At 65.2% G+C, this 16,368-nt stretch carries 13 protein-coding genes; 11 read left to right on the top strand and 2 right to left on the bottom strand.

Annotated elements, in window-relative coordinates:
- Nucleotides 1-5 precede the first annotated feature (5 nt).
- The gene (locus CBW24_RS10455) at nt 6-452 is read right to left on the bottom strand and encodes a BLUF domain-containing protein (RefSeq protein WP_097373544.1); all 447 of its coding nucleotides are present in this window, start codon (nt 450-452) and stop codon (nt 6-8) included.
- Between the two features lie 176 nt (nt 453-628).
- Between CBW24_RS10455 and CBW24_RS10450 the strand changes: the two genes are divergently transcribed.
- From CBW24_RS10450 to CBW24_RS10400, 11 genes are all read left to right on the top strand, one after another.
- Nucleotides 629-1,522: an IclR family transcriptional regulator gene (locus CBW24_RS10450; protein ID WP_088661685.1), complete on the top strand. Its 894-nt coding sequence runs from the start codon at nt 629-631 to the stop codon at nt 1,520-1,522.
- Between the two features lie 87 nt (nt 1,523-1,609).
- The gene (locus CBW24_RS10445) at nt 1,610-2,773 is read left to right on the top strand and encodes a zinc-dependent alcohol dehydrogenase (RefSeq protein WP_088661686.1); all 1,164 of its coding nucleotides are present in this window, start codon (nt 1,610-1,612) and stop codon (nt 2,771-2,773) included.
- 88 nt (nt 2,774-2,861) lie between these two features.
- Nucleotides 2,862-3,773 (top strand): FAD binding domain-containing protein, encoded by a 912-nt coding sequence (locus CBW24_RS10440; protein WP_088661687.1) that lies wholly within the window; start codon nt 2,862-2,864, stop codon nt 3,771-3,773.
- A complete protein-coding gene (locus CBW24_RS18740; protein ID WP_088661688.1) occupies nt 3,766-5,646 on the top strand; it encodes a molybdopterin-dependent oxidoreductase in 1,881 nt (626 codons plus the stop codon). The genes CBW24_RS10440 and CBW24_RS18740 overlap by 8 nt, the downstream gene beginning before the upstream one ends.
- A complete protein-coding gene (locus CBW24_RS18735) occupies nt 5,643-6,659 on the top strand; it encodes a xanthine dehydrogenase family protein molybdopterin-binding subunit (RefSeq protein WP_097373543.1) in 1,017 nt (338 codons plus the stop codon). Before CBW24_RS18740 ends, CBW24_RS18735 begins: the two co-directional genes overlap by 4 nt.
- 92 nt (nt 6,660-6,751) lie before the next feature.
- Nucleotides 6,752-7,723: a Bug family tripartite tricarboxylate transporter substrate binding protein gene (locus tag CBW24_RS10425; protein WP_097373542.1), complete on the top strand. Its 972-nt coding sequence runs from the start codon at nt 6,752-6,754 to the stop codon at nt 7,721-7,723.
- A gap of 267 nt (nt 7,724-7,990) precedes the next feature.
- Nucleotides 7,991-8,644 (top strand): tripartite tricarboxylate transporter TctB family protein, encoded by a 654-nt coding sequence (locus CBW24_RS10420; RefSeq protein ID WP_157773200.1) that lies wholly within the window; start codon nt 7,991-7,993, stop codon nt 8,642-8,644.
- Between the two features lie 10 nt (nt 8,645-8,654).
- Complete coding sequence (locus CBW24_RS10415; RefSeq protein ID WP_088661692.1) at nt 8,655-10,166, top strand: tripartite tricarboxylate transporter permease; 1,512 nt, start codon at nt 8,655-8,657, stop codon at nt 10,164-10,166.
- Nucleotides 10,159-12,063 carry a thiamine pyrophosphate-binding protein gene (locus CBW24_RS10410; protein WP_097373540.1) on the top strand — a complete coding sequence of 635 codons (1,905 nt, stop codon included), beginning with the start codon at nt 10,159-10,161 and terminating at the stop codon, nt 12,061-12,063. The genes CBW24_RS10415 and CBW24_RS10410 overlap by 8 nt, the downstream gene beginning before the upstream one ends.
- 9 nt (nt 12,064-12,072) lie before the next feature.
- Entirely contained in the window at nt 12,073-13,521 is a 1,449-nt protein-coding gene (locus CBW24_RS10405; protein WP_097373539.1) for an NAD-dependent succinate-semialdehyde dehydrogenase, read from the top strand.
- Nucleotides 13,522-13,526: 5 nt separating this feature from the next.
- Complete coding sequence (locus CBW24_RS10400) at nt 13,527-15,245, top strand: IlvD/Edd family dehydratase (RefSeq protein ID WP_097373538.1); 1,719 nt, start codon at nt 13,527-13,529, stop codon at nt 15,243-15,245.
- 195 nt (nt 15,246-15,440) lie between these two features.
- Here CBW24_RS10400 and tsf read toward each other — a convergent pair whose 3' ends face one another.
- A complete protein-coding gene (gene tsf, locus CBW24_RS10395; RefSeq protein ID WP_097373537.1) occupies nt 15,441-16,316 on the bottom strand; it encodes a translation elongation factor Ts in 876 nt (291 codons plus the stop codon).
- Nucleotides 16,317-16,368: the final 52 nt, after the last annotated feature.

The following is a 16,368-nucleotide window of genomic DNA, read 5'->3' as shown; positions in this document are numbered from 1 at the left end:
CCGCCCTATAGCGGTGCCGCGTCCCAAAACTCGCAGAGAAAGGCCACGGCTCCGGGCGCGCCCTGTTGCTGACAGCGTTCCATAAAGCCGGGGTCGGCCAGATCAGCGAATTCGGGATGCCCCGCCAGATCGGGCGGGGTCACGGCGCGGAATGCCATCGACCAGTCGGCGAAGTTGCGCTGTGTCAGCGGCCCTCGATCCAGCACCACCTTCGTATGGTGACGGGGGTCGTCGAAGATTCGCGCGCGCAGGCGCTCCAGTTCCTGATCATCCCCTTCAAGCAACTGCATGAACGCCCCCCGCCGCCCGTCGCGCCCCTCGACGAACAGCAGAGCGCCCGTGATGTCGCGCGCGGCGTTGTAGCGTTGACTGGCCCGAAGGATGTCGGCCAGCGCCGCTTCGCTCAGGTCATGCGCCGCCTGACTGACATAGACGAGATAGTTCAGTGACATGCAGGTTCCTCCCCGGATATCCGCTGCCCCGTAGGGCGGTTGACGATGAGTAAACGGATCATCGTCCAACGGGTCAACCTGTGGATTTCACCATGCGAAATTGGATTTTATTATTTCGGATTTAATTGACGATTGCCCGTCAAATTCTGCAGTTTACCGACATTGGGAGGACGCAGATGAGCAACGGCACGGAAATACTGGGCGGCACAGCCGGCCATTCCAACGCCACCGCGAAGGCCGGAATGAACGGCGCGCGGCAGCGGGCTGGCGCAAATGGGACCGGCACGGCCACGGAGGGCGACCGCAACGGGCGCACGATCCAATCCGTCGAACGCGCTCTGACCATCCTCGAAATTCTGGCCTCCGCGCATGAGCCGCAGGGCCTTAACGATATCGCGACGCAGGCGGGACTCAACGCATCGACCTGTCATCACCTCATCACCACATTGGTGGCACGCGGCTATGTCCTCCATGCGGGGCGGTCGCGGGGCTATCTGCTCAGCTCGAAGCTCAATGAATTGATCGAGCTGTCGGACCGCGAGGTCGATCTGGCCGAATTCGTGCGGCCCAAGCTGGAAATGCTGGCCGAAACACTGGCCGAGAATGTGCAGATGGCCGTGCTGCGCGGCTCCAGCCTTATCACCCAGTTGCGGGTGAGCCGGGGCAAGGGCATCCGCGAGGCCGACGAGTTGCGCAAGATGGCGGCGTTGCATGCGACCGCGACGGGCAAGGCGATCCTTGCATGGTTGCCGGAGGCCGAAATGGCGCGGGTGATCTCGGACAATGGGCTGACCGCCTATACGCCGCGCACGATCACCACGTTGTCGGGCATCGTCGAGGAATTGCGCCATGTGCGGCGCAACGGCTTTGCCATCGATGATCAGGAACTAGAAGAAGGGGTGGTGTGCTGCGGCGCCGCCGTGCGCGATGAGAAGGGCGCGGTGATCGCATCGATTTCCGCCACCTTTGCCGCGCAGAAGAATTCAGACGCCTACCGGACCCATGTGATCCGGCAGGTCGTGCAGATGGCGCGCGCGCTGTCGGACCAGTTGCGGGTGAGTCGCTCCTGAGGAGGGGAGACACCCGAAGGCCCGGTCCGGTTGCGGGGCGGGTCACAGTGAAAAATGAGACATGCCGCTATGGAGGAGGAGCCAGTCATGGCCATTAGCGACCAGGTGAAAACCGATCCGAACTACCCGATCCCGGACACGATGAAGGCTTGGGTACTGGGCGATCCCGGCCAACTGACCTTTGCCGAGAAGCCGGTGCCATCGCCTGAGAAGGCCGAAGTGCTGGTGCGGATCGATGCCGTGGCCATCTGCGCCACCGATCTGGAAATCATCCATCACGGCCCGCCTGCGATGATCGAAGGCGGCGAGCCGTTTAACAAGAACTTCACCCCCGGCCATGAATATATGGGCACGGTCGTCGCACTGGGGCCGGGTGTCGACGAATACAAGATCGGCGAGCGCGTCACGGTCGAAATCCACGCCGGTTGCGGCCAGTGCAAGCGCTGTCGTCAGGGGATGTACACGTCCTGCCACAACTACGGCAAGAATTACGGCGATGTCGATAAAGGCCACCGGGCCAATGGCTTCACCACCGATGGCGGCTTTGCTGAATACGCGGTGAACAACATCAACACGCTGGTTCACGTCGATGACAGCATGTCCGACGAAGAGGCTACGCTGGTCGTGACCGCTGGCACCGCGATGTATGGCCTAACCGAACTGGGCGGGCTGGTCGCGGGCGAAAGCGTCGTCGTCACCGGCCCCGGTCCGATCGGTCTGTTGGGCGCGGCGGTGGCCAAGGCGCTTGGCGCGCAGCCGGTGATCCTGACCGGCACCCGCGACAACCGTCTGGAAATCGGCAAGCAACTGGGCGTCGATCACGTCATCAACGTGCGCAACGAGGATGCGGTCGAGAAGGTTCGCGAACTGACCGGCGGCAAGGGCGTGGATTACGTCATCGAATGTTCCGGTGCGCCCAACGGCCTGAACGACGCGGCGCAAATGGTGAACCGGGGCGGCAAGATCTGTCTTGCGGCCTTCCCCGGCACCTCGCCCGAGGTCGATGTCGCCTATCTGGTGCGCAACAACATCTACCTCTACGGCATCCGCGGCGAAGGTAAGGCCGCGACCCATCGCGCCGAAGCCTTCATGCGGCAGAAGCGGTTCGATGCCACGCTGATCCATACGCATACGTTTGAGATGGCGGATCTGGAGGAGGCGCTGCGCTACGCCAAGGATCGGGTCGAGGACGCGATCAAGGTGGTCGTGCGCAACCCGCATGCCCAGCAGCAGCGCGTCGCGGCGGAGTAATCCCCCGATCCGGCCCGGCGCCCGCCCACAAGCAGGGCGCCGGGCCATCCCGTCCCGATGATCACGTTCGAGGAGGCAAGGGCAGATCATGCTCACCTGTGACACCTATCTGATGCCCCGGACCCTGGCGGAGGCGCTGGAAATCTGGTCCACCGCGCCCGAGGGCAGCCGGCTGGTGGCTGGCGCCACCGACATCCTGCCCTGGGCCCGCGAAGGGCGGGCAGGGGACGTTCACCTGCCAATGATGCTCGACGTCACCCGCGTGGCCGAATTGCAGGGCTACAGCGTCACCGGAGATAAAGTCCGGCTGGGCGCGAATGTGGTCTACCAGCAGTTTCTGGAGGACGCGGAGCTGATCCGCCTGCTACCGAACCTGCCATATTGCGCCGCGTGGTTCGCCGATGACCAGATCCGCCAGCAGGCGACGCTGGTGGGCAATGTGGTCAACGCCTCGCCCGCCGGGGACGGTATTCCGCCGGTTCTGACCCATGACGGCACCATCGAACTGGCCCGGCTGGAGGGCGGCGAGGTCCGCACCCGCAGCATGGCCATTGCCGATTTCATCACCGGACCGGGGAAAACCGATCTCGCGCCGGGTGAAATCGCGACCTCGGTCACGCTTGACGCGATGCCGGGCTATGGCGGCTCGTTCCAGAAGGTCGGGCAACGCCGGTCGCTGGTGATTTCCGCGATCTGCTGCGCCGGGTTGGTGAAAACCGACGGGCAAGTGTTCGAGGATGTGCGGCTGGCGCTTGGCGGGATCGGCCCGCGCCCCATCCGCCTCTATGAAACCGAAAAGATGCTGAAGGGTCAACCGATGACCCGTGAACTGGTGGCGCGCGCGTCGGTCGGCATGGCCGATCTCGTCGCCTCGCGCAGCCGGATCGCCTATCGCCGCGCCGTGGTCGGTGGCTTCGTCGAAGCCGCGATCGAGGACGCCCTCGTGGCGCTCGGCGCGCCCAAGCCAACCCCCGAGATGAGGGAGACGAGCCATGTCTGATTGCGATATCGACTTTACCGTCAATGGCCGCCGGGTCGCCCGCAAGGTGGACCCAAGCTACCGCCTGCTGGACCTGCTGCGCGAGGATCTCGCGCTGACCGGCACCAAGGAAGGCTGCGGCGCGGGCGAATGCGGCACCTGTAGCGTCTTTGTCGACGGCAAGCTGGTGAAATCCTGCCTGATGCCCGCCGCAAAGGCCCAAGGCACCACGATCGAGACAGTCGAGGGGCTGGCGACGCCGGGCGATCTTACCCCGGTGCAGAAAGCGTTTCACAAGACCGGCGCTAGCCAGTGCGGATTTTGCATCCCCGGCATGGTCATGGCCGCGACCAGCACCCTGCGCGAGAACCCCGATGCAGGCATCGAGGAAATCAAGGAGCGCATGGGCGGCAATATCTGCCGCTGCACCGGCTACACCAAGATCTTCGAGGCCGTCGAAATCGCCCGTGACGTGATCGCAGGGCGCGCGCCGCAAACGGTGCTGGACGCTGACGCGGCGGGCGAAAGCTATATCGGCAATAACGTCCGCAGGCTCGACGCGCCGTCGAAAGTGTCCGGCCGTCTGCAATATGCCGCTGATATGGTGATGCAGGGCATGCTGCATATGCAGGTTCTGCGCAGCCCTCATGCCCATGCGGAAATCGTGTCCATCGACACCTCCGCCGCCGAGGCGCTGCCCGGTGTCCATTGCGTCATCACCTCCGCCGATGTGCCGGGGGAGGATGGCTTTGGCGTCTTCGTGCATGACCAGCCGGTGATGGCGCGCGGCAAGGTGCGCCATGTGGGCGAGGCCGTGGCCGCCGTAGCCGCCGACACGCCCCGCATCGCCCGTGAGGCGCTGGCACATATCAAGGTCGCCTATCGCGAATTGCCGGGCCTGTTCGACCCCACGCAGGCGCTGGAGCCGGGCGCGCCGGTGATCCACGACTACGCGGGCGACAACGTGGTCAAGCATATTCCCGTACGCAAAGGCGATCTGGAGGCCGGGTTCGCCGCAGCCGATGTGATTTTGGAGGAGACGTTTTCGACCCAGCAGGTCGAACATGCCTATCTGGAGCCGGAGGCCGGGCTGGCCTATGTCGACCACGACGACGTGGTGACCGTGGTGTCTCCCAGCCAGAACATCACCCACCACCGTCACATGCTGTCGCATATCATTGACAAGCCCATCAACAAGGTGCGCTTCATCATGAGCCCGGTCGGCGGCGGTTTCGGCGGCAAGGAGGACATGATCTATCAGGGGATGCTGGCGCTTGCGGCAATGAAAACCCATCGTCCGGTGCGGCTGGTCTTCACCCGCGAGGAAAGCATCGTCTGCTCGGCCAAGCGGCACCCGTCGCTGACGCGCTACCGGATGGGCCTGACCAACGATGGCCGGATCACCGCGGTGGAGTTCGACATGCTATCCGACGGGGGCGCCTACGGGATGTCGTCCGAAGGGGTGATGCGCAAAGCCGCGATCCTCAGCTGCGGACCGTATGAGATTGAAAACCTGAAGGTCGATACCCGCGTGGTTTACACCAACAACACGCCGTCGGGGGCGTTCCGCACCTTTGGCGGGATGCAGGCGCAATTCGCGACCGAGAGCATGATGGACATCGCGGCGGAGCGGCTGGGGCTTGACCCGTTCGAGATCCGGCGCCGCAACATGTATCGCGCGGGCTCGTTCACCCATACGCAGCAGAAGCTCAACAGCGCGTCCATCGACCGCGTGCTGGAGGCGGCGGAGACTGCCAGCCGCTGGGAGCCGGGCGCACCGACCGCACGGGGCGAAAGCCGGGGCGATCTTGGCGGGCCCGACACGCGCGCGCCTTGCAAACTTGGCGCGCGGTTCCACGAGGCGAAGACCCAGATCGAGAAGGTGGCGTCATGAAACGGATGATGCGAGGCCGCGGCATGGCGGCAAGCTGGTATGGCATCGCGCGCACGGCCACGATTGACCGGGCGGGTGCATGGGCCGAACTGGATGACGGCGGCACCGCTAAGGTGGTGACCGGCGTGACCGAGATCGGCGAGGGCATCCTGACGCTGCTCAGTCAGGTCGCCGCCGAGGAGTTGGGCATCAAGCCCGAACAGGTCACCATCGGCGATAACGACACCGCCCGCTCGCCCGAGGCCGCCCATGCGGGCGCGACCCGGCAGACCTACATGATCGGCAATTCCGTGGCGCTGGCCTGCCGCGATGCCAAGGCGCGGCTGTTTGAGCAGATCGCCGAACTGTGGGAAGTGCCGATTGAGAATCTGCGCAGCTTCGACGGGGTGCTCTGGGCCGAGCACACCAACAAGCGCATCTCGATGGAGGAGGCCGTAGCCCTTTGCAAGGCGCGCGGCGTCGTGCCTGTGGGGTCTGGCAGTTTTACCGCGCATGGCACCGGGCTTGACCCTGTCGATGGCAGCGGCAGCCCGTGGCAGGCCTATGTCTTTGGCACGCAGGTCGCGGAGGTCGAGGTCGACACCCTCACCGGCGAGGTGCAGGTGTTGGGCATCTGGGCCGCGCATGACGTGGGCCGGGCGATCAACCCGCGCGGCGTCGAAGGTCAGATCGAGGGCGGCGTTGTCCAAGGTCTGGGTCAGGCCTTGATGGAGGACTACCAGACCCATGAGGGTCACCCTGTAACCCACGGGTTCGCCAAGTATATCCTGCCCACATCGCTCGATGTGCCGCAGATCAATTGCTCGATCGTCGAGGACCCCGATCCGCTCAGCCCGCTGGGTGCAAAGGGTATCGGCGAGCCTGCGCTGGTGCCGACCGCGCCCGCCGTGATGAACGCGATCTATGACGCCATCGGCATTCGCATCACTTCGTTGCCCGCCACGCCCGAGAAGATCCTCGCGGCGCTGGCCGACAGGCGCGCCGCACAGGAGGGGGAACCCGCCCCCGCCTGAGCACCCGCATCGCCCGCGCGGATCAACAGGGGCGGAGGAGGCCCCGACCGCGTGACTTCACGCCACACCGGATACCAACCAGGGAGGATTGAATGTCTGGATCAATCAAGGGGCTGATCGCAGCCGCGGCAGGTGCCGCACTGTTCACAGCCGGGATCACCGCACCCACGCCCGTGCGTGCGGAATACCCCGAAAAGCCGGTCGAGATGACCGTGCTGTTCGGTGGCACCGCGAACACCATCGCGCAGCTGCTGGCGGAACTGATGGCGGACGAGCTTGGCTCGCCCGTTGTGCCGGTCAGTCGGCCCGGTGGCGGCGGCGCTGTGGGATATGCCTATGTTCAGGGCACGCGCCCCGACGGCTATTCCATCGTGTGGAATTCCAACTCGATCAACACCGCGCACCATACCGGCAAGATCCCGTTCGACTATTCGGCCTTTGTGCCGATTGCGCGGGTGTCCAGCGAAGTTCCCGCACTCGCCGTGCGGGCCGATAGCGGTTGGGACAGTCTCGACGCCATGAAAGCCGCGGCAATGGACATGGAGGGCACCCTGAAGGTCGGGATTTCCGGCAAGGGCAGCTTTACCCACCTGACCTCCGCTGCGCTGTTCGATGCGATGGGTCTGGGGGACAAGGTCACCTACATCTCCTACGGCGATGGCAAAGCCCCGGTCGAATTGCTCGGCGGGCGCATCGACGCCGCGATCCAGTGGCCCGGACAGTTCAAGTCCTATGTCGAAAGCGGCGATCTGTCGGTTCTGGCCGTCACCGGCGCGGACCGGATCGACCTGATGCCCGATGTGCCTACGGCGGCCGAGCAGGGCGTCGATATCGACATCACCATGTGGCGCGGGCTGGCCGCTCCCAAAGGCACGCCTGAGGACGTGGTGATGAAGTTGCAGGAGGCCGCGCGCGCCGCGACCGAAACCGACGCGTTCAAGGAAGCATCGGTCAATCTGGGCTTCGAGCCGGCTTACATGGACAACGCGGCCTTTGGCGAACAGATCGCCAAGGACGATGCGTTCTACGCCGACCTGCTGACAGAACTGGGCGTCACCGAGTGACCCGGCAGACCCGTCCCGGTGGCATGACACGCTGCCGGGACGGGTTTCTCGCCCGCACCTGTCGCCTGCGCCTTTTGCCTGCCACGGCACCTGCCGCAGCGCGCTATGCCGGACCGGCCCGCGGTTGCCATCATCGCAACGGCGATCACCGGGCCAACGCCGCCGCTCAGCGCCTGTGCCCCTCATGACATTCATTCATTCCAGCGCACCGCCGCCCGCCCGCCACCCGCATCGATACGCGCCCGCAAGCTCGGGGAGGATCATCCGATGAACCGCCAGACCAAGGATATTGCAACCGCCGGCATTCTGATCACCATTGCCGTGATTTGGTGCGGCATGGTGTGGCAGACCATTCCACCCGGCACCGGGCATGGCGATGTGGGGCCGCGCGCCTTCCCGCTGCTGCTGGGCGTGTTGCTGGGCCTGTTCGGAGCGGGAATGCTGACGCTGGCGCTTAAACGCCGCAACCACCCCGAGGCCCGTGCCGAAGCCGCCCGCCGCCGTGCAGATGCGGTGGCCGCCGCGCAGGCTTACGTTCGCCGCGATGCCGGGGTGCGGGACGAACGCGCCAGCAACGCCGCCGCGCGTTTGACCGAAGGCGCGCCCGTGACCCAGACCGCGCCCGACGCACCCGATAGCACCACCGCCGAGACCGAGGACAGCGCCAGCCGCCGTGCTGAATTGGTGATGCTGGCGCTCACGCTGGGGCTGCTCGTGCTTTACGGCTTTGCCATGCAGAAAATCGGCTTCACCCTCGCCACCGGCCTGTGCGTCATGGCGACGATGCTCCTGATCCTGCGCGACCGGTCGTTGGTGCGCGTGGGGCTGATGACCGTCGGGATCACCTTCGGCTGCTGGCTCATCTTTGGACAGATACTGGATATCCCGCTTGCCCGTGGCAGCTGGATCTCGCTGGGCTGAGGGGACAGACATGGATCATTTGCTTCTCGCCGCCGCCGCCGCCTTTACCCCGATCGCCATCGGCGCGGTGGGGCTGGGCACCCTGATCGGGCTGATCTTTGGCTCGATCCCGGGGCTGACCTTTACCGTGGCGCTGGCTCTGGCGCTGCCCATCACCTTTGGCATGGATGCCGTGCCGGCTACCGGCCTGCTGCTGGGCACCTATATCGGCGGTATGACCGGCGGATCGGTGTCCGCCATCCTGCTGGGCATCCCCGGCACGCCTTCCGCCGCCGCCACCGTGCTGGACGGCTATCCGTTGACCCGACAGGGGCGTGCCTCCATCGCGCTCGGCACTGCGGTCATCGTCTCGACCATCGGCGGGATATTTTCGCTGATCGTGATGATGGTGTCCGTCAATCTGGTGTCGCAGGTGGCGATCAAGTTCGGCCCGGCCGAGATCTTTGCGCTGGTGCTGTTCGGGATGTCGACGATCTGCGGCCTTGCGTCGGGTTCGATGCTCAAGGGTCTGATCGCGGGCGTAATCGGGTTGATGGTCATGACCATCGGCATCGACACCATCGACGGCGTCAATCGGCTGACCTTCGGCTCCATCAACATGCTGCAGGGGGTCAACCTGCTGGTGGCGATGATCGGGTTGTTCGCGGTGCCGTTCATCATCGAAACCTTTGCCCGCCATAGCCGGGGCACGACAGAGGTGAACCGCACCGGCAGCCTCCGCGCGGAATTGCCCGGCATTCGCCTGCTGGCGCGCAACAGCTGGCTCATCGCGCGCTGTTCGGCCATTGGCACCGTGATCGGGGCGATCCCCGGCACCGGCGGCGCCATTGCGGCCTTCCTTGCCTATGACAACGCCAAGCGGTTTTCGCCCACGCCGGAACGGTTCGGTAAGGGGGCAATCGAGGGCGTGATCGCGCCGGAAACCGCCAATAACGCGGTCACCGGCGGCACGCTCATCCCGCTGCTGTCGCTGGGCATCCCCGGCGATCCGGCCACCGCGATCGTGCTGGCGGGGCTGATGATCCACGGCATCACACCGGGGCCTGCGCTGTTCATGACGTCCGAGACCGAGGTCTACGGGATCTATATCGCCGTGGTGATGGCCTATGTCTTTATTCTGGTGCTGCAACTCGCAGGCATCCGGCTGTTCGTCTACGTCCTGCGCGTGCCGCCGCAATTGCTGGCTGTGGTGATCCTCGTGCTCTGCGTCATCGGCGCCTACACGGTGCGCAACTCCGCCTTCGACATCTACACGATGGCGGTGATCGGGGGGCTGGCCTACGGGCTGATGCGCATGGGCATCCCGACGACGCCCGTGATCCTTGGCATGGTGCTGGGGCCGACACTCGAAAACGAGTTCCGCACCGCGATGGCGCTGTCGGACGGGCATTACTCGATCTTCTACACATCCCCGGTGGCGATGGGCTTCTTCGCGCTCGCCGCCCTGATCATCGCGCTTCAGACCGCCTCCGGGCTGCGCCTGCGCAAGACCACCAAACTGACGGAGAAAAGCAATGCTTGAGCGGACTTCGCCCAAAGAAGCGGATATTTCGGTGGCCACATCCGCCGCAGCCACGCCCGAAGACGCCCTGCGCGCCCGGGCCCGGCGACTGGCCGAGGGCGGCATTGCCGCGCTGGCCGCAGATGCGCAGGTGATCGAGGTCACGCTGAGCGAAGCGTTGGTGATCGGCCTGTTGCGTCAGGGGGTGCGGACCTATTTCGCGATCTTCGGCCACGGCTCAACCGATCTGGGGGAGGTGCTGCGCGTCTATACCGAAGAAGGCGTGACCACCTGCATCAATTGCCGCAACGAGGTGGAGATGGCCCATGCCGCCACCGCCCATGCGTGGGTCTATGGCGAAACGCCCGCTGTCATTACCTCGATTGGCCCGGGCGGGTTGCAGGCGATGGCGGGCGCGCTGGCGGCGTCGTCCAACGGGATCGGCGTGTATCACATCTACGGAGATGAGACGACGCGCGGCGAAGGCTACAACATGCAGCAGGTGCCGAAGGCCGAACAGGGGCTGTTCGGGCGGATCACTGCGCTGATGGGGCAGTCCTATACGCTGCACACCCCCGAGGCGCTGCGCGACTGCCTGCGCCGGGGCACGGCCTGCGTACATCACCCCTATCGCGCGGCGCCGTTCTTCATCATGGCGCCCATCAACACCCAGCCGCAGCAAACCGCGCTGAACCTTGCGACGCTGCCGGGGCGCCTGAATGCGCCGACGCTGGCGCCTGCCGGGCAGGACGCGCTGACCCGTGCCGCCGATCTGATCGCAGGCGCGAAACGCGTGGCGATCAAGGCCGGGGGCGGCACCCGCACCCATGCGGCGGCGGTGCAGCGGCTGGCCGAGGCGCTCAATGCGCCGGTGGTGCTGTCCCCCGGATCGCTCGGCGTGCTGCCCGACGATCACCCGCTCAACATGCATGTCGGCGGGTCCAAAGGCTCGATCAGCGGCAATCATGCGATGCAGAACGCCGATCTGGCGATCATCATCGGCTCTCGGGCGGTCTGTCAGGCGGATTGTTCGGGCACGGGCTGGCCCCGCGCACAGGCGGTGATCAACATCAACGGCGATCTCGACGATGCTTCGCATTATGCCAATACCGAGATGCTCCCCGGCGATATCGGCGCGGTGATCGAACGGCTGCTGGAGGTCGTGCGCCCGCAGCCCGCCGGTGACTGGACCGCCGCCTGCACCGCCAAGAAAGACGACTGGACCGCGTTCAAACGCGCGCGTTTCGCCCAAGCACCGGTCGAGGATCCCGTCTGGCAGCGCCCGGTGCTGACCCAGCCCGCCGCGATCAACATCGTATCGCGGTTCGCCAACGCCCACGGCGCGGTGAAATTCTTCGACGCAGGCGATGTGCAGGCCAACGGGTTTCAGGTGGTCGAGGACAGCGCCGTCGGCCAGACCGTGACGGAAACGGGGGCCTCCTACATGGGGTTCGCGACCTCCGCCCTGCTGGGCGCTGCCGGGGTGGCGGAGCCGAAATATGGTGTGGCGTTCACCGGCGACGGCTCGTTCATGATGAACCCGCAAGTGCTGATCGACGCGGTGGAACATGGCGTGCGTGGCATGATCGCGCTTTTCGACAACCGGCGCATGGCTGCGATCACCGGGCTGCAACTGGCTCAATACGGACGTGAATTCCGCACCAATGACAGCGTCGCGGTGGATTATGTCCAGATGGCGGGCGCGGTGTCCGGGGTGCGGGCGATCTGGGCTGGCACCACGGCTGAGGAGCTTGAGGTCGCGCTGGCCGAGGGCCATGCCCATGACGGGCTGAGCCTGCTGCACATCCCCGTTTATGGCAACCACGACGATTTCGCCGGAATGGGCGCTTATGGCAGCTGGAATGTCGGCAATTGGGTCGATGACGTGCAGCGCGACTACCTGATGCAGAAGATCTGAGGACCTCCCATGTATGACGACCTGAACCTGTATATCGACGGCGCGTGGCGCGCGGCCTCGGATGGCGGCACACGCGGGGTGCATGATCCCGCGACGGAGGATCAACTGGGCACCATCGCTGTGGCGACGGAGGCCGATCTCGACGCGGCGCTGAGCGCGGCACAGGCCGGGTTCGCCGAATGGCGGCGCGTGGGCACATGGGATCGGGGCGCGGCGCTGCGGCGGGTGGCGCAGCTGATCCGCGACCGGACCGAGGATATCGCCCGCGTCATGAGCCTTGAGACCGGCAAGCCGCTGGCCGAGGCACGGGGGGAGACCCGCGCCGCCGCCGATCAATTCGACTGGTATGCCGAAGAAACCAAACGCATCTACGGTCAGATCATCGAAGGCCGCACCCCCGACAGCCGCATGCAGGTGATCTATCAGCCGGTGGGCGTGGTGGCGGCGTTCAGTGCGTGGAACTTCCCCGCGCTGCTGCCCGCGCGCAAGATCGCCGCAGCGCTCGGCGCGGGCTGCGCCGTGATCGTCAAACCGGCAGGGGAGGCGCCCGGCTCTTGCGCTGCGCTGGTTCAGGCCTGTCATGACGCAGGCATTCCGGCAGGGGCCGTGGGGTTCGTCACCGGTAATTCGCAGATGATCGCGGAGAAGCTCGTCCGCTCGCCCATCGTACGCAAGGTCTCCGTCACCGGCTCGGTCCCCGTGGGCAAGGAGATCCTGCATCTCGCCGCTGACGGCGTAAAGAAAGTGTCGATGGAACTGGGCGGACATGGGCCGGTCGTCGTGTTCGACGATGTCGATGCGGAGGCCGTGGCCGAAGCCTGTGCCAATACCAAGTTCCGCAATTGCGGGCAGGTCTGCATTTCGCCCACCCGGTTCTATGTGCATGAGAGCAAATATGACCGCTTCGCCACCCGATTTGCCGAAGTGGCGCGCGGGCTGAAGCTGGGTCGCGGGCTGGACGATGGCGTGCAGATGGGGCCGATGGCCAACCGACGCGGGCTGACCACCATTGGGGAAATGACCGCCGATGCGCTTGACCGCGGCGCGGAGTTGCTTGCGGGTGGGCAGCGGCCCAAAGATCTCAACCACGGCTATTTCTTTGAACCCACCGTTCTGGGCCGGGTGCCTGACGACGCGCGGGTGATGATCGATGAGCCGTTCGGCCCGATTGCACCCATCACCACCTTCCGCGACTATGACGAGGTTATTGCACGCGCTAACAGCCTGCCCTTCGGGCTCGCGGGCTATGTGTTCTCCAATGATCTGGCGCGCGCGACCCGCGCGTGGGAGGATCTGGAGGTCGGCATGGTCGGCGTGAATGAAATGTTGCTGGCCACCGCTGAGGCGCCCTTTGGCGGCGTCAAGGAAAGCGGCATGGGCCGGGAAGGCGGGTCGCTGGGGTTGATGGACTACCTCGACCCGAAATACGTCAAGATCAAGCTCGCACCGAAGGACTGACAAGAATGAGCGACGAACAGGACCGCGGCCTCGCACGGGGGCTGACGAATTACGGCGATCGGGATTTCTCGGTCTATCTCCGCAACAGCTTTGCCGCATCGATGGGCTATTCCCGCGAGGTGCTGAAAAAGCCCATCGTCGGCATCGCCAACTCGTTTTCCGGCTTCAACAACTGCCACCGCCATTTCCCCGAAATGGTCGAGCATGTGAAACGCGGTGTGCTGCTGGCGGGCGGGCTGCCGATCGAGTTTCCGACGATCTCGCTGGGCGAGGTGTTTTTGTCACCGACCTCGCTCAAGTTCCGCAACCTGATGTCGATGGACACCGAAGAAATGGTGCGCGCGCAGCCGATGGATGCCGTCGTGCTGATGGGCGGTTGTGACAAAACGGTCCCCGCTCAGCTGATGGGCGCGGCGTCTGCCGACCTGCCCGCGGTGCAGTTGATCGGCGGGCCGATGATGACCTCGCGCTATGGCGAGGAGCGTCTGGGCGCCTGCACCGATTGCCGCCGCTTCTGGGGCAAGTATCGCGCGGGCGAGGTTTCGACCGAGCAGATCAACGATATCGAAGGGCGGCTGGCCACCACCACCGGCACCTGCGCCGTGATGGGCACGGCGTCCACCATGGCCTGTATCGCGGAGACGCTGGGCATGGCGCTGCCGGGCACGGCGGCGATCCCGGCGGTGCATGCCGACCGGCTGCGCGCGGCGGAAGCGTCGGGCATGGCGGCGGCGCGGATGGTGCAGAACCCGATCCGCCCGAGCGAGATCATCACCGAAAAATCCGTTGAGAACGCATTGCGGGTGTTGCTGTCACTGGGCGGGTCCACCAACGCGATCATCCATCTGACCGCCATCGCGGGGCGGCTGGGGATCCGCATCGGGCTCGACCGGCTAAACCAACTGTCGGATGAAACCCCGGTGCTGGTGAACCTGAAGCCGGTGGGCAGTCACTACATGGAAGATTTCTTCTTTGCCGGTGGCGTGGGCGCGGTGCTGCGGGAATTGAAGCCGCTACTGCATCTCGACACGATCTCGGTCACGGGTGAGCGTCTGGGCGACCGGCTGGAGCAAGACCCCGGTTATGTCGACCGCCGCGTGATCGCCACCGCCGAAGAGCCGCTGGAGCCGCAGGGTGGGCTTGTGGCGCTGTTTGGGAACCTTGCCCCTCGTGGCGCGATCCTGAAACGCTCCGCCGCCGATAGCAGCCTGTTCGAGACCGAGGGGCGCGCTGTCGTGTTCACCTCGCTCGAAGATCTGGCCGCGCGCATCGATGATCCCGATCTCGACATTCAGGCAGATGACGTGATGGTCCTGCAAAATGCGGGGCCGCGCTCGGCCAGTGGCATGCCGGAGGCGGGCTATCTGCCGATCCCGCGCAAACTGTCGTCGAAGGGCGTGAAGGACATGATCCGCATCTCGGACGCGCGCATGTCGGGCACGGCGTTTGGCACAATCATCCTGCATGTCGCGCCCGAAGCGGCCGTGGGCGGCACGCTGGCGCTGGTCCGCACCGGCGACCGCATCCGCCTGTCGGTCAAAGACAAGCGCGTGGAATTGCTGGTGGACGATGCCGAACTGGATCGCCGCCGCGCGGAATGGACCCCCGATCTGGTCCCGCCGGAGGAGCGCCGCGGGTATGACCGGCTTTATGCCAGTGAGGTTCTGCAAGCGGATGAGGGTTGCGATTTCGCGTTCTTGCAACCAATCGGATCGAAAGACTGAACGGAACCGGGCCAGGACCGGGGGAGGGCAGGCTGATGCGCCCCGGTTCCTCCCCGCGGTGCGATCTATGACCTGCGGGCGATGCCACCCGGCCTGAACCACATATCGACACCACCAAACGCAAACGGCGCGGAGGATACCCTCCGCGCCGTTGCTATTCGTGCCCTTTGACGGGCGTGCCGTAAAGGCGGGCGATTAGCCCTGAGCGGCTTTGGCCACCTCGGCTGCGAAGTCTTCTTTCTCGACTTCGATGCCTTCGCCCACTTCCAGACGGATGAAGCCGGTGATTTCCGCACCTGCTTCTTTCGCGGCTTCGGCCACGGTCAGGTCGGGGTTCACGACGAAGCTCTGGCCCAGCAGGGTCACCTCGGAGAGGAACTTCTTCATGCGGCCGTCGATCATCTTCTCGATGACCTGCTCCGGCTTGCCGGATTCGCGGGCCTGATCGGTCAGAACCTGACGCTCACGCTCAACGATCGACGGGTCGAGATCGGCTTCGCCCAGCGATGCGGGGTTCACAGCGGCGACATGCATCGCAACCTGCTTGCCGAACGCTTCGTCGCCGCCGGTCATCGCGACCAGAACGCCGATTTTGCCCATGCCATCGGTGGCGGCATTATGGACGTAGGACACGACGGTCTCGCCGGTGATCTTTTCCATCCGGCGCAGGGTCATGTTCTCGCCGATGGTCGCGATTTTGTCGGTGATGGTCGATTCGACGGTCTTGCCGCCCAGATCGGTCGCCTTCAGCGCGTCAAGGTCGGACGCGTCGGTCGCCACGGAGGCGATTTTGCGCACCATGTCCTGGAAGTCGGAGTTCTTCGCGACGAAGTCGGTCTCGGAGTTCACCTCGACCGCGACACCGGTGCCACCGTTGACGGCGACGGCCACGAGGCCCTCGGCAGCGGTGCGGCCCGATTTCTTGGCGGCCTTGGCCAGACCCTTGGTGCGCAGCCAGTCAACGGCAGCTTCCATGTCGCCGTCGTTTTCGCTGAGCGCTTTTTTCGCGTCCATCATGCCTGCGCCGGTGCTGTCGCGCAGTTCTTTCACCATCGCTGCGGTGATCGCCATCTGGCCTCTCCTCGGATTTTGCTGTCGGGTGCGGCGCAGGGACTAGCCCCGC

Origin of the sequence: Pacificitalea manganoxidans (genome assembly GCF_002504165.1) — a bacterium.
GTDB classification, from domain to species: Bacteria; Pseudomonadota; Alphaproteobacteria; order Rhodobacterales; family Rhodobacteraceae; genus Pacificitalea; species Pacificitalea manganoxidans.
This window is presented reverse-complemented; position numbering and strand designations above follow the sequence as displayed.

Bases quoted from the DNA above. Each gene is read 5' to 3' on its own strand.
- CBW24_RS18740 (WP_088661688.1), top strand. From the start codon at position 3,766: ATGTCTGATTGCGATATCGACTTTACCGTCAATGGCCGCCGGGTCGCC.
- tsf (WP_097373537.1), bottom strand. From the start codon at position 16,316: ATGGCGATCACCGCAGCGATGGTGAAAGAACTGCGCGACAGCACCGGC.
- CBW24_RS10415 (WP_088661692.1), top strand. From the start codon at position 8,655: ATGGATCATTTGCTTCTCGCCGCCGCCGCCGCCTTTACCCCGATCGCC.
- CBW24_RS10440 (WP_088661687.1), top strand. From the start codon at position 2,862: ATGCTCACCTGTGACACCTATCTGATGCCCCGGACCCTGGCGGAGGCG.
- CBW24_RS10425 (WP_097373542.1), top strand. From the start codon at position 6,752: ATGTCTGGATCAATCAAGGGGCTGATCGCAGCCGCGGCAGGTGCCGCA.
- CBW24_RS10420 (WP_157773200.1), top strand. From the start codon at position 7,991: ATGAACCGCCAGACCAAGGATATTGCAACCGCCGGCATTCTGATCACC.
- CBW24_RS10410 (WP_097373540.1), top strand. From the start codon at position 10,159: ATGCTTGAGCGGACTTCGCCCAAAGAAGCGGATATTTCGGTGGCCACA.
- CBW24_RS18735 (WP_097373543.1), top strand. From the start codon at position 5,643: ATGAAACGGATGATGCGAGGCCGCGGCATGGCGGCAAGCTGGTATGGC.
- CBW24_RS10445 (WP_088661686.1), top strand. From the start codon at position 1,610: ATGGCCATTAGCGACCAGGTGAAAACCGATCCGAACTACCCGATCCCG.
- CBW24_RS10400 (WP_097373538.1), top strand. From the start codon at position 13,527: ATGAGCGACGAACAGGACCGCGGCCTCGCACGGGGGCTGACGAATTAC.
- CBW24_RS10450 (WP_088661685.1), top strand. From the start codon at position 629: ATGAGCAACGGCACGGAAATACTGGGCGGCACAGCCGGCCATTCCAAC.
- CBW24_RS10455 (WP_097373544.1), bottom strand. From the start codon at position 452: ATGTCACTGAACTATCTCGTCTATGTCAGTCAGGCGGCGCATGACCTG.
- CBW24_RS10405 (WP_097373539.1), top strand. From the start codon at position 12,073: ATGTATGACGACCTGAACCTGTATATCGACGGCGCGTGGCGCGCGGCC.